This is a genomic window from Burkholderia ambifaria AMMD (genome assembly GCF_000203915.1).
In the GTDB taxonomy this organism is placed as follows: Bacteria; Pseudomonadota; Gammaproteobacteria; order Burkholderiales; family Burkholderiaceae; genus Burkholderia; species Burkholderia ambifaria.
Genome location: NC_008391.1, coordinates 1,898,894 through 1,912,063, shown reverse-complemented (window position 1 = coordinate 1,912,063; position 13,170 = coordinate 1,898,894). Strand labels below are relative to the sequence as shown.

Sequence of the window (13,170 nt, the reverse complement as noted above, 5' to 3'; positions counted from 1 at the left end):
GAACCCAACGACCTGACGATCGACGAGGCAAACGCGATGGACGCAATCGATGCAATCGAAGAAAGCACGCTGCAGGGGCAACTGAAGACCTGGCGCCGGCATCTGCACCAGCATCCGGAGACGGGCTTCGAGGAAGTGAACACGTCGGATTACGTCGCCCGGATTCTGACGACGCTCGGGCTCGACGTGCATCGCGGGATCGGCGGCACGGGCGTCGTCGCGAACCTGACGGTCGGCACCGGCACGCGCGCGATCGGCATCCGCGCGGACATGGACGCGCTGAACATCGCCGAGCACGCGCCGGGCCGCGCACATGCGTCGCGCACGCCGGGCAAGATGCACGCGTGCGGGCACGACGGCCACATGTCGATGGTGCTCGGTGCCGCGCGGCTGCTGGCCGAGCGCCGGGGCTTCGACGGCACGGTGCGCTTCATTTTCCAGCCGGCCGAGGAGCATGGGCGCGGCGCGAAGGCGATGATGGCCGACGGCCTGTTCGAGCGCTTTCCGGTGGACGCGATCTTCGGTGCGCACAACATGCCGGGCATGCGCGCCGGCACGTTCTCGACGCGCGCGGGCGGCATCATGGCGAGCGAGGACAATTTCGTAATCCGTATCGACGGGCGCGGCACGCATGCGGCGCGCCCGCACATGGGCATCGATCCGATCGTGATCGGCTCGCAGATCGTGCTCGCGCTGCAGACGATCGTGTCGCGCAATCTCGATCCGGGCCAGCCGGCCGTGATCTCGTGCACGGAGTTCATCACCGACGGGCTGCGCAACGTGATTCCGTCGACGGTGACGATCAAGGGCGACACGCGCAGCTATTCGCGCGACGTGCAGGCGCTGCTGGAAACGCGGATGCGCGAGATCAGCGACGGCATCTGCCGTACGCACGGCGCGACCTGCACGTTCGAGTACACGCACGAGTTCGCGCCGACGGTGAATTCTCCGGAATGGGTCGACACGGCCGCGCAGGCCGCCGCGCAGGTCGCGGGCGCCGACGCGGTGAACGCCAACGTGCGGCCGATGATGATCTCGGAAGACTTCGGCGCGTTCTTGCAGATGGTGCCGGGCAACTTCGTGTTCATCGGCAACGGCGAGGCGGCCGGGCACGGCGGCGTGCCGCTGCACAACGCGACGTACGATTTCAACGACGAGATCTTGTTGGTCGGCGCGCGCTATTTCGCGGAAGTGGCGCGGCGCGCGTTGAAGGCCGCGTAGCGCGGCGCCGGCGGGCCGCCACGCGGATCGTTCATGGCGAGCCGATGCCTTTCGAGCGACCTAATGCCCGAGGCGAGCGGCAAAGTGAAGGGCGCGGCGACGCACGCCATGTCGCTTCGCCGCAGCAGCCGGTGGCCCGGCTCGTGTCCCGGGCTCGTCGAACGAAACGTCGTCACATCACGTCAGCTCGCCCAGACACGCGTCGAACTGCGCGACGAGCATGTCGACGTCGTCGGCCGTCGTCTGCGGACACACCAGCATCATGTTGTGGAACGGCGTGATCAGCACGCCGCGGTTCAACAGGTACAGATGCACGATGTGCTCGAGCTCGCTGTCGAGCTGTTCGCCGGCGATCGTGCCGTTGCGCGGCGGCGTGGGTGTGAACTGGAACTCGGTGCGCGCGCCGATGCGTGTCACGCACCACGGCAGCCCGTGTTTCGCGATCGCCTGTTCGAGCCCGGTGGCGAGTCGCGCGGCCAGTTCGAACATGTGCGCATACGCGGCGTCGGTCGCGACTTCGGCGAGCGTCGCGCGCATCGCTCGCATCGCAAGCATGTTCGCGGTGAGCGTCGTACCGATCCCGGAATGGCCGGGCGGCGCGTTCAGCTTCGCCTCTTTCGCGCGTTCCGCGAATTCGGCGCTGAAACCGTACACCGCGCACGGCACGCCGCCGGCGATCGGCTTGCCGACCACCAGCGCGTCCGCGTCGAGGCCGTGCGCGGCCGCGTAGCCGCCCGGGCCGCTGCTGATCGTGTGCGTTTCGTCGATCACGAGCAGCGTGCCGTAGCGGCGCGTCAGCGCGCGCGCCCCTTCCCAGAAGCCCGGCTCCGGCAGCACCATCCCGATGTTCGTCATCGCGGGCTCGGCGAGCACGCATGCGACGTCACCCGCCTTCAGCGCTGCTTCGAGCGCGTCGAGATCGTTGAACTCGACGACGCGCGTGTTCGCGAGCAGGTCGTAGGACTGCCCGAGCAGGCTGTCGCGCTGCATCGGGCGGCCGTCGACGAGATCGACGAACACGTCGTCGACGGTCCCGTGATAGCAGCCGTTGAACACGACGATCGTGTTGCGGCCGGTGGCCGCGCGCGCCCAGCGCAGCACGAAGCGGTTCGCGTCGCTCGCGCTCAGCGCGAACTGCCAGACGGGCAGCCGGAACCGGCGCGCGAGTTCGCGCGACACCCAGGCGGCGTCCTCGCTCGGCAGCATCGTCGTGTAGCCGCGGGTCGCCTGGTCGGCGAGCGCGCGCGCGACCGGCTCGGGCGCATGGCCGTACATCGCGCCGGTGTCGCCGAGGCAGAAGTCCGCGTAGCGATGATCGTCGACGTCGGTGAAGGTCGCGCCGCGCGCTTCCTTCACGACCAGCGAGAACGGGGTCGACCAGTCCTGCATCCAGTGCAACGGCACGCCGAACAGCAGATGCTCGGCGGCTTCCGCGGACAACGCGCGGGAGATCGGCATGGCTTCGGTGAATGCACGGCGCTCGCGATCGAACAGCGCGCGGGCGCGGATGAGGTCGACTCCGTGTCGGGTACGCAAAGGCGGCTCCTGGGCTGTGAAGGTGGAGAAACGATAGCGCGGGCGGCAGGGGGCTGACCAGAGGCGGAATCACCGAGGCCGCCGCGCGCGAAAGCGACACGCTCGCCGCGCAATTTCCGGTTGATTTCGAGATTGCACAGGTAAATGGAAAGCCGGTAAAGCGTGCAGGTATTCATCGATTCTGGTGCGGCGTTTCGCGACCTATCGTGATGGTATGCCGCGGCGCGAGCCGTGCGCGGGATGCCGTCGTCGCTGACTGTGCAGGGCATCCGCCGCACGGTCGCGATCGCATGCGGACGATCCGACCGCATGCGCATGCGGCTGCGCGCACCGAATTCACCGGGGCATCGCGGGTTAATTTCGGGATAAGTGAATAGCGGATTTTCACGCAATGGCGGAATCGGGCGCGCGAAACGGGCCGGTTGTTTCGGCCATCGGGTTTCAACCATCCAGAAGGCGGAACGACACAATGAAGATCCACCTACAACTCGCGGCGCTTGTCGCGTGCGGTGCACTGACCGGCATCGCCGAGGCAGGACCGACGTCGCCGCAAGCCGTCGTCAAGACGATCAAGCTGACCGCGCACATCGGCGACAGCCTGTTCGTGTCGAAACCGGACGATTCGGCATGGAACGACGTGGTCGAGCTGACCGCGATGGACCGCGCGCAGCGGAATTTCGGCGCGACGCTGCCGATCCGCGTACGGACGACGAGTCCCGATGTCCATGTCGTGCTGTTGCAGTCGCCGGGTGCGTTGAACGGCGCAGACGGTCCTGGCAGCGCAAAGGTCGCATTGACGAGCAATGCCGGCAACCCGGACATGGTGTCCAGTGCGGGCCGTACGATCACGCTGGTGAAGCGCGGACGCGACGGTTTCGACGGCTACGATGAAACGCATGACTTGCAGGTCAGCGCCCCCGCGCCGCTGGTGCGAGCAACCGGCGCACCGGCCGGCGGGCGTGAGCCGGGCAATCTCGTGCTGGTGTTCGAACCGGCCGCGTCGGCGGGGCGCGAGCCGGCAGAGGGGACCGTTTCAGCAGCTGGCAAGTAGCGCAGTCGCCCCGCTTGACCTCGTCGAGCGGGGCATTTTCACTGCAGTTTGTGCGCATAAATATACGACGACATATCTCTTGAGCAGTCCATTAGAAATGTGAGTATGCGCTCACGTTCGCCAGGCAGCGCCGATCAAACAGGGTAAACGACAGATTCATCCGCGGCTCCGATCGCGTCTAGACTGCGCGATGTAGTACGACGACGTATGAATAGAGATCTGCCGTCCGGCGCATCGATCCCCCAACCATTGAAGGAATGTCCATGGCCGCAAACCGTCGCCGTTCGTCCTCGTCTGTTCGATCGCCCGCGCCGCGGCGCGTCTCGCGTCGCGACTTCATCGGCTGGACCGGCGCGCTCGCCGGCGGCGCCGCACTCGGCGGACCGCTCGCGGCCACCCGCGCGTTCGCCGCGGCCGGCACGTCGCCCAATGCGGCGGTCGACCTGATCTGGGGCGAGCACGGTGCGGCGGCGCGCATCGCGGCATCGCTCGCGCATGTGTCGCGCCTCGCGTTCCGCCGGCACGACTTCGACGTCACGCACTACGGCGCACGCGCGTGCGCGACCGTCGCGCAGACGTCGCCGTACCCGGCGGCGAAATCTCCGGTCAGCCCCGGTTCCGAACTGACGACCGCGCCCGGCGCGTTCGACTCGCGTCCGGCGTTTCTCGCGGCGATCGACGCGTGTGTGCGCGAAGGCGGCGGCCGCGTCGTCGTGCCGCCCGGCAACTGGTACTGCGCGGGGCCGATCGTGCTGCAGAGCAACGTGAATTTCCACCTGAGCGCGAACTGCACGATCTACTTCAGCCCGAACCCGGCCGACTACGCAAAGGACGGCCCGGTCGACTGCGGCGCGAATGGCCGCTTGTACTACAGCCGCTGGCAGGCGAACGACTGCCTGAACTACGGCGCTCCCGTCTATGCGCGCAACGCGACGAACATCGCGCTGACCGGCGAAGGGCCGACGTCGGTGCTGAACGGCCAGGCAATGACGCCGTTCTCCGGCTCGGGCAGCAGCAGCGTGTGCTGGTGGACCTACAAGGGTTCGTCGGGTGCGTACGGTGCGGGCGCGACGGTGCCGGCCCAGAACTATGCGAATCCGAACAACGTCGACCTGCGGATCGTCGCGCCCGCGATCCCCGACGCGCTCTATGCGCTGCTCACGTCGCCCGTCACGCCGTGGCAGCAGGATCAGAACTACCTGCCCGCGCTGTCCGAGGCCGGCGTGCCGGTCGAGAAGCGCATCTTCGGCCTCGGTCACTACCTGCGGCCGTGCATGGTCGAATTCATCGGCTGCACCAACGTGTTGATGGAGCACTACCAGACGCAGAACACGCCGTTCTGGCAGCACCATCCGACCGCGAGCCGCAATGTCGTGATGCGCGGCGTGACGACGAACAGCATCGGCCCGAACAACGACGGCTTCGATCCGGATGCGTGCACCGACGTGCTGTGCGAACGCTGCACGTTCAACACCGGCGACGACTGCATCGCGATCAAGTCGGGCAAGGACCGCGACACGGAATACGGCCCCGCGAAGCGGCACCTGATCCGCGACTGCACGATGAACAGCGGGCACGGCGGCATCACGCTCGGCAGCGAGATGGGCGGCGGCGTCGAGCAGATCTACGCGACCAACCTGTCGATGCTGAACGCGAACTGGCAGACCAACCCGCTGAACATCGCGATTCGCGTGAAGACGAACATGAACCGGGGCGGCTACGTGAAGGACTTCCACGTGAAGGGCGTCACGCTGCCGAACGGCGTGACGCTGAAGGGCGGCGGCTACGGCAGCGCGCTGCTCGCAGGCAGCCCGGTCAACGCGAGCGTGCCGCTCGGCGTGGTGACGCCGTCGGCTGGCAATCCGTCGGCCGCGCAGGGCGGCATCGTCACGTTCGACTGCGATTACCAGCCCGCGAACGACGCCGTGCGCACGCGGCCGCCGGTCGTGCAGAACGTGACGATCTCCGACGTGAAGGCGAGCAACGTGACGCTGAACGGCGTGACCGCGTCGTGCTTCCAGGCGATCGTCGCGCAGGGGCCGGTCGCGTTCGACTACAACGGCACGCCGCCGACGCCGGCGGTGCAGCCGATCTCCGGCGTGACGATCAGCAACTGCGACTTCGGCACGCCGGTCGCGTCGGGCACGCCGACCGTCACGTCGCCGGGGCCGATCTACGCGTTCAACGTGAGCGCGATGACGCTGACGAACGTGACGATCGCCGGGCAGGCCGTCAACATGACGGTCACCGATACGCGGTGAGGTAACGCGCGTGCAAGCGTTCGCGTGCGGCCGGTCAAGGCACGCGAGCGCGTTACGCCAGCGTCTTGACCATGTGGTGCTCGTCGTAGAAGCGGCCGTCGATGAACAGCGCGCGCGGTTCCGTGCCGAAGCGGACGAACCCTTGCGACGCGTACAGGCGTTCGGCGGTGCCGTTGACCTCGTTGACGCACAGCATCAGTTGCCTGCATTGCCACGCTTGCGCCGCATGCGCGGTCGCGCTGTCGAGCAGCGATTGCGCGATGCCGCGCCCGCGATACGCGGGATCGACGAACACGCCCCAGATCAGCGCCTTGTGCGCGACCTTCACCCGTGGATCGCGACGCACGCCCGTGATGCCGACGAGCGTTGCGCCGTCGAATGCGCCGAACACGGCCTGCACGCCGCTCGGCGTGATGCGCGTCGCGAATTCGTCGACCGTGATGCCGGATTCTTCGTCGCGGGTCGACAGGAACGAGGTCGGCGACGTGTCGACTGCGCGCAGGCGCACGGACTGGAACTGCGCCGCATCGGCGGCGTCGAGTAGGCGGATCGTGATCATCGGATGCAGTTCTTGTTGGGGTGTCGGAATCTGCTGCGCGATGCGCGGCAGGGCATCGACAATGCTAAGCGCAAACGGGTGGCTCGCGCGAGTATCGGCGATGTGGGGGAGCTGACGGTGACGTGTCAGCGCGGCAAGCGTGCTGCGCTGACAGAAGGAAGGAGATGAAGGGAAGCGCGCGCGTCGTAGCGCCGCGGCGGCGCGCGGCGTCGAGTAAGGCGATGCGCGCAATCTGCGCAATGCGCCTGATGCGCGCGATGCGCCCGATCAGGTCAGGCGCATGCGGTCTGGATTAATAACGCGACAGCTGATTGCCGTTGATCTGCACGCGATCGCCCGGGCGCAGGTCGCCCGGCGACTGCACGTCGAACGAGCGCGTCGAGCCGTCGCTGATCCGCACGTCGATCCGGTAGCTGCTCGGCGGTTGGGCCGCACCCATCTGCTGGCCGATCTGGTTGCCGGCGACGGCGCCGCCCAGCGCGCCGATCACGGTGGCCGCCTCGCGGCCGTGGCCGCGGCCGAACTGGTTGCCCAGCACGCCGCCGACCAGCGCACCGACGACGGTGCCGGCCACGCCCGACGTGCCGACCGAGCCGCTGACCGGCTGGATGTTCGCGACCGTGCCGTATTGCGCGCCGTAGCCGTTGCCGTACTGGCCGCCGTAAGGCTGCGGGTTGCCGTATTGGTCGTACTGCGGCGCTTGGTTCGGATAAGCCGGCTGCTGCGGCTGTACGTAGCCGGGCTGCGAATACGCGGGCTGTGCGTAGCCGGGCGTCGCATATTGCTGCTGCGGATAGCCGGGTTGCGCACCGTAGTAGCCGGGTGCGACGCAGGCGGTCAGCGGAAGCGCCGCCACGGCGACGAGCGAGGCGAACAGAACGGTCTTGGTGGAAGGCATGCGCATCATGATGATTCCTGCATCGGCAACGTGTTCGCCGACGAATTCCGGGACGGGTGGCGAACTCGCCGTGAGTATAAGTAATGGGTGGATGCGCGTCCGGTGCGGCCGGGTAACAACGTGTAAAGTCTGTTGCCGGGCAACTCCACGGCACGGCGCGGCGTTGACGTGGGTGCCTGGCACGGCGCGACGTGGCCTCCGGGCGGCCCTATTCCTATGACGTGGCGCGCTGTGCGACGGTTGGCTTTTCCTCTGTTTCCATCGCTTCCGCCGCTTCCGCCGCTTCGACAGCTTCGACGGCTTCGATAGCTTCGACCGCTTCGACCGCTTCGACCGCTTCGACAACTGCGACAACTGCGACAACTTCCACGGCTTCCGGCGCTACCGGCGCTACCGGCGCTTTCGCCGCTTTCGCCGCTTTCGCCGCGATCCCGCCCCATCGTCGCGCTCGACCCGGCGCGCATGCGTGCCGCGCATCGCGAAATCGAATGCGCTGCATCGCGACATTTAATTGGCCGCGGGCAGCCCCGTCCGATATCGTGACCGCATTCCCTGCGACCGTTCGCGCCGCGCCGGCCGTGGTTCCTTCCCCCGTCCGCGCCGGCGCTGCGTTTCCCGCGATAACGACCTGACCGCCGTCACGGTGCGTGCATCGTGACGGTCCCGCACCGACCGACCACACCGGAACCGACATGACGAATCTGCTGATCCGCAACGTCCGCACGCATGCCGACGAAGCGCTCGACATCCTGATCGAAGGCGAGCGCATCGCGCGTGTCGGCCCGTCGCTCGACGCGCCCGCGGGCTGTGCGATCGAGGACGGCGCGCTCGCGCTTGCGCTGCCCGGCCTCGTCGAAGGCCACACGCATCTCGACAAGACCCACTGGGGCATGCCGTGGTATCGCAACGCGGTGGGGCCGCGCCTCGTCGACCGCATCGAGAACGAGCGCCACTACCGCGCGACGAGCGGCCACGATGCGGGCGCCGCGTCGCTCGCGCTGTCGCGCGCGTTCCTCGCGGCCGGCACGACGCGCATCCGCACGCACGTCGACGTCGATACCGACGCCGGGCTGCGGCATCTGCACGGCGTGCTCGCGACGCGCGAGACGTTGCGCGGCCAGGTGGACATCCAGATCGTCGCGTTTCCGCAGTCGGGCGTGCTCAAGCGGCCCGGCACCGCCGCGCTGCTGTCCGACGCGCTCGGCGCGGGCGCCGACCTGCTCGGCGGCCTCGACCCGTGCGCGATCGAAGGCGATCCGGTCGAAGCGGTGGACGTGCTGTTCGGCATCGCCGAGCGCCACGGCCGCGGGCTCGACCTGCACCTGCACGAGCGCGGGTCGATGGGCGCGTACTCGCTCGACCTGATCCTGCAGCGCACGGCCGCGCTCGGCATGCAGGGCAAGGTCACGATCAGCCATGGCTTCTGCCTCGGCGACGTTGCCGAACGCGAGCGCGACGCGCTGCTCGCGCGGATGGCCGAACTCGGCGTCGCGATCGTCACGACCGCGCCGGCCGCGGTGCCGGTGCCGTCGGTCGTCGCGTGCCGCGCGGCCGGCGTGACCGTCATCGGCGGCAACGACGGCGTGCGCGATACGTGGACGCCGTACGGTTCGCCCGACATGCTGGAACGCGCGATGCTGATCGGCATGCGCAACGATTTCCGCGGCGACGACGCGCTCGAAGTCGCACTCGACTGCGTCACGCACAGCGCAGCGCGCGGTTGCGGCTTCGCCGACTACGGGCTGGAGGCCGGCAAGCGTGCGGATGTCGTGCTCGTCGATGCGCTGACGTTCGCCGAGGCCGTCGTCGCGCGGCCGACGCGCCGGCTCGTCGTGTCGTCGGGAAGGATCGTCGCGCGCGACGGCGTGCTGGTCTGAGCGCGGCGCCGCATCACCCCGGGTATGATCGGGCTCTTTCAGCCTGATCCTGCGGGAGACGACGATGCGACGCACACGCACGATGGCGGCACGGGCCGCACGATGGACGCGCTGGATGGCCGCGGCGACGTTCGCGGTGACGGCCGCGCATGCGGCGGCGGCCGGGCCGGATCAAGCGCAGCAGGAAGCGAATCGCCGCACGGTGCTGGCGTTCTACGAGAAAGGCCTGAACGAGAAGGATGCCGATGCCGCGCTCGCGTATGTCGGCGATCAATACGTGCAGCACAACCCGAACGCGGCCGACGGGCGTGACGGTTTCCGCAAGTTCGTCGCGTTCCTGCGCGACAAATATCCGCAGTCGCACAGCGAGATCAAGCGCGCGTTCGTCGACGGCGACTACGTGATCCTGCACGTGCATGCGGTGCGCGAGCCCGGCACGCGCGGCAGCGCGATCATGGACATCTTCCGGCTGGAGCACGGCAAGATCGTCGAGCACTGGGACGTGAACCAGCCGGTGCCGGAGCATGCGGCGAACGGGAACACGATGTTCTGACGAGCGCGGGCTTGCCCGGTTGCGCCGGTGCTCCGTCGCAGCCGCTCCGTATCGCGACGGCCGCGCTTATTCCGGCTCGTGTTCCAGCATCGCCGCGAGCGCCTTCGTCAGTTCGCTGACCATCGGATCGGCCGTCGGCCGATGCAGGATCGCGATGTCCATGTTCCCGATCGGCGCGAAGCCGCCGTGCTCGTCGGTCAGCACCACGTGGTCGTCGGTCACCGCGCGCGCGGGCAGCACGCTGATGCCGAGCCCGTCCGCGACGGCCGCCTGGATACCGCTCAGGCTCGACGTCGTGAAGCTGATCCGCCAGCGGCGGCCGCGCTCCTCGATCGCCTTGATCATGTCGTCGCGATAGAGTCCGCGCGGCGGAAACACGACGAGCGGCACCGGGTCGAGCTCGATCGTCGGATGCCGCGCGCTGTCGATCCAGCGCAGCTTCTCCGGCCAGCGCACCACCGCCTCGCGGCTGTCGCGCCGCTGCTTGATCAGCACGAGATCGAGCTCGCCGCGATCGTAGGCTGCGCAGATGTCGCGGCTCAGCCCGCACGTCACTTCGAGTTTCACCTGCGGATGATCGCGCTTGAACGCGGCGAGCGCATGGGTCGTGCGGCCCGCCGCGAAATCGTCGGGCACGCCGAGCCGGATCGTGAGCGCGACGGTCGCGCCCGACAGCGCTTCCAGCATCTCGTCGTTCAGCGCGATCATGCGCCGCGCGTAGCTGAGCACCGTCACGCCGGCGTCGGTCGGCCGCACGTCGCGCGTGCCGCGGTCGAGCAGGCGATGCCCGGCGATCTCCTCGAGCCGCCGCACCTTCTGGCTGACCGTCGACTGCGTCGAATGCAGGCGCGCGGACGCGGTCGTGAAGCTGCCGCAATCGGCGACCATCACGAGTGCGCGCAACAGGTCGAGGTCGAACAAAGGTCGATTCATTTCTGCACTTTTCTGGATTCGAGCATTTCATTTCCAAATGCGTGCGAGGACTTTTAGCATGGCCGGAGACCGTGGGCAATCGTGGGTTCGCCGAACATGGGGCTAGGGTTGCTCGCGAGGCATCGCGACGATATTCGTGCGGTATAGGCTGCACGGGGCGGCGGGGGTGGAAAAATGCCTTGATAGACCGCGCTGTGTAGTCGTTCGCCTCCGGCAGGTATCAGCGAAAACTCGTCCTGTGGCAGCCAAACATCACGCCGGGTAAACACTCGAAAATCCGGGGAAATCTCGCCAATTCGGCCACTCAATCCAGCCCTTCGTCCCTATCTCACCCTTCAGCCGCCTCCAATCCACTCACCCCGCTTGCGCTCAAAAATCGAGCGGTCTAGACTGCATCGCAGTTTCATCGAAGGAAGTCCCAGTCTTTCGCGTACCACGCCGGGCCCGCCGGCAACGACGCTCCCCAACGGACGCCCGGCGCTCGCCCGCCACGTCGAGACCACAAGGACACACCATGAACCGCACTGCAAAGCTCGTCGTTTCCGTGCTGGCGTTCGCGCCGCTCGTCTCGTTCGCGCAGGACACGGCGATGATCCGCTGGGGCATCGATCCCACCTATCCGCCGTTCGAGGCGAAGCAGCCCGACGGCTCGCTCGCCGGCTTCGACATCGACCTGCGCGATGCGATCTGCGAGCAACTGCGCGCGAAGTGCGTGTGGGTTGAACAGGGCTTCGACGGGATGATTCCGGCGCTGCGCGCGCGCAAGTTCGACGTGATCATGTCCGCGATGACGGCCACCGACGAGCGGCTCAAGCAGATCGACTTCTCGAACAAGCTGTACGCGTCGCCGGGCGCGCTCGTCGCGCCGGCCGGCTCGAAGCTGCTGCCGACCGCGGCGTCGCTCGCCGGCAAGCGCGTCGGGATCGATCAGGGCACCACGCAGGAGGCGTACGCGAAGGCCGAATGGGCGACCAAGGGCGTGACGATCGTGTCGTACCAGAATCAGGACCAGGTGTATCAGGATCTGGTGAACGGCCGTCTCGACGCGACCTTCCAGGACAAGACGCAGGCCGGCTATTCGTTCCTGAAGACGCCGCGCGGCAAGGGCTACGCGTTCGCAGGCCCCGACGTGACCGACGTGCGCATCACCGGCTACGGCGTCGCGATGGGCGTGCGCAAGGGCGACGCCGACATGAAGAAGCGGCTGAACGACGCGATCGCCGCGATCCGCGCGAACGGCACGTACCAGAAAATCGCCGCGAAATACTTCGACTTCGACATCTACGGGGCGAAGCAGCAGCTAACCAGCGCGCCGTGACCCCATGCCCCCCGTGATCCCGTGCTTCATTCAATCGACAGGCAAGCCATGACGAGTATCCAGGACCGCGTCGCGACAGCCGTGACGCCCGAACTGATCGCCGCCTTCCGCGACGAAGGCGCGGTGTGCATCAAGGGTATTTTCTCGCCCGACGAAGTGGCCGCGCTGCGCGCCGGCATCGACGCGAACCTCGCGCAGCCGAGCGAGCGTGCGAAGGTCGCGAGCCGGCCCGACGATCCGGGCTGGTTCTTCGAGGACTTCTGCAACTGGCGGCACAACGACGCGTATCGCGACTTCATCGTGCGGTCGCCCGCGCCGTCGGTGGCCGCCGCGCTGATGGGCACGAAGACTGTTCGCCTGCATCACGACCATCTGCTCGTGAAGGAGCCCGGCACGCGGCAGCGCACGCCGTGGCACCAGGATCAGCCGTACTACAACATCGAAGGCGACGACAACGTCAGCATGTGGATTCCGGTCGATCCGGTGCCGCTCGAATCGACGCTGGAATTCGTCGCGGGTTCGCACCTGGGGCCATGGCTGATGCCGCGCACGTTCATGGACAAGGAGGCGAAGTGGTTCCCAGAAGGCAGCCTCGCCGACCTGCCCGACATCGAAGCCGACCGCTCGGCATTCCCGATTCGCCACTGGGCGCTCGAGCCCGGCGACATGGTGTGCTTCCGGATGCTGACGCTGCATGCGTCGGGCGGTACGCAGAACCGCCGGCGCGCGTTCTCGATCCGCTTCGTCGGCGACGACATCCGGCACGCGCCGCGCCGCTGGAAAACGTCGCCCGATTTCCCGGGGCTGGCCGACGAACTGCCGGATGGCGCACCGCTCGAGCATCCGCTGTTTCCGGTCGTGTGGACGCGCGACGCGGGGCAGGTCGGAGCAATCTGAGCGGCGAATATCGAGCGCCGTCACGCGCGCGGCGGCCGTTTCGCGATGAAGCGGCCGCCGCGCGTG

At 67.7% G+C, this 13,170-nt stretch carries 12 protein-coding genes; 7 read left to right on the top strand and 5 right to left on the bottom strand.

Annotated features, from left to right (window positions below; all coding sequences use genetic code 11):
- The first annotated feature begins 36 nt into the window (after window positions 1-36).
- Window positions 37-1,221, top strand: a complete 1,185-nt coding sequence (locus BAMB_RS24555) for a M20 aminoacylase family protein (protein ID WP_011659847.1) — start codon at window positions 37-39, stop codon at window positions 1,219-1,221.
- Between the two features lie 177 nt (window positions 1,222-1,398).
- On the opposite strand, the gene BAMB_RS24550 is transcribed toward BAMB_RS24555, so the two are convergent.
- Entirely contained in the window at window positions 1,399-2,757 is a 1,359-nt protein-coding gene (locus BAMB_RS24550; protein WP_011659846.1) for an aspartate aminotransferase family protein, read from the bottom strand.
- Window positions 2,758-3,226: 469 nt separating this feature from the next.
- Here BAMB_RS24550 and BAMB_RS24545 point away from each other — a divergent pair, with 469 nt between their 5' ends.
- The gene (locus BAMB_RS24545) at window positions 3,227-3,808 is read left to right on the top strand and encodes a hypothetical protein (RefSeq protein WP_041491557.1); all 582 of its coding nucleotides are present in this window, start codon (window positions 3,227-3,229) and stop codon (window positions 3,806-3,808) included.
- Window positions 3,809-4,071: 263 nt separating this feature from the next.
- A complete protein-coding gene (locus tag BAMB_RS24540) occupies window positions 4,072-6,069 on the top strand; it encodes a glycoside hydrolase family 28 protein (RefSeq protein ID WP_011659844.1) in 1,998 nt (665 codons plus the stop codon).
- 52 nt (window positions 6,070-6,121) lie between these two features.
- On the opposite strand, the gene BAMB_RS24535 is transcribed toward BAMB_RS24540, so the two are convergent.
- The 3 genes from BAMB_RS24535 to BAMB_RS35545 all read right to left on the bottom strand — a co-directional run bounded on the left by BAMB_RS24535 (window position 6,122) and on the right by BAMB_RS35545 (window position 8,220).
- Entirely contained in the window at window positions 6,122-6,628 is a 507-nt protein-coding gene (locus BAMB_RS24535; RefSeq protein WP_011659843.1) for a GNAT family N-acetyltransferase, read from the bottom strand.
- A 292-nt stretch (window positions 6,629-6,920) separates the two neighbouring features.
- Window positions 6,921-7,535 (bottom strand): glycine zipper 2TM domain-containing protein, encoded by a 615-nt coding sequence (locus BAMB_RS24530; RefSeq protein ID WP_011659842.1) that lies wholly within the window; start codon window positions 7,533-7,535, stop codon window positions 6,921-6,923.
- 205 nt (window positions 7,536-7,740) lie between these two features.
- The gene (locus tag BAMB_RS35545) at window positions 7,741-8,220 is read right to left on the bottom strand and encodes a hypothetical protein (protein WP_158380544.1); all 480 of its coding nucleotides are present in this window, start codon (window positions 8,218-8,220) and stop codon (window positions 7,741-7,743) included.
- On the opposite strand from BAMB_RS35545, the gene BAMB_RS24520 reads away from it, so the two are divergent.
- Both BAMB_RS24520 and BAMB_RS24515 read left to right on the top strand, forming a co-directional pair.
- The gene (locus BAMB_RS24520) at window positions 8,219-9,403 is read left to right on the top strand and encodes an amidohydrolase family protein (protein WP_011659840.1); all 1,185 of its coding nucleotides are present in this window, start codon (window positions 8,219-8,221) and stop codon (window positions 9,401-9,403) included. The two genes, BAMB_RS35545 and BAMB_RS24520, sit on opposite strands and share 2 nt — an antisense overlap.
- A gap of 64 nt (window positions 9,404-9,467) precedes the next feature.
- Window positions 9,468-9,956 carry a nuclear transport factor 2 family protein gene (locus BAMB_RS24515; protein WP_011659839.1) on the top strand — a complete coding sequence of 163 codons (489 nt, stop codon included), beginning with the start codon at window positions 9,468-9,470 and terminating at the stop codon, window positions 9,954-9,956.
- A 66-nt stretch (window positions 9,957-10,022) separates the two neighbouring features.
- Here BAMB_RS24515 and BAMB_RS24510 read toward each other — a convergent pair whose 3' ends face one another.
- A complete protein-coding gene (locus BAMB_RS24510) occupies window positions 10,023-10,889 on the bottom strand; it encodes a LysR family transcriptional regulator (RefSeq protein WP_011659838.1) in 867 nt (288 codons plus the stop codon).
- Window positions 10,890-11,403: 514 nt separating this feature from the next.
- Here BAMB_RS24510 and BAMB_RS24505 point away from each other — a divergent pair.
- Window positions 11,404-12,207: an ABC transporter substrate-binding protein gene (locus tag BAMB_RS24505; RefSeq protein WP_011659837.1), complete on the top strand. Its 804-nt coding sequence runs from the start codon at window positions 11,404-11,406 to the stop codon at window positions 12,205-12,207.
- A 48-nt stretch (window positions 12,208-12,255) separates the two neighbouring features.
- Window positions 12,256-13,104 carry a phytanoyl-CoA dioxygenase family protein gene (locus BAMB_RS24500; RefSeq protein ID WP_011659836.1) on the top strand — a complete coding sequence of 283 codons (849 nt, stop codon included), beginning with the start codon at window positions 12,256-12,258 and terminating at the stop codon, window positions 13,102-13,104.
- The last annotated feature ends 66 nt before the right edge of the window (window positions 13,105-13,170 follow it).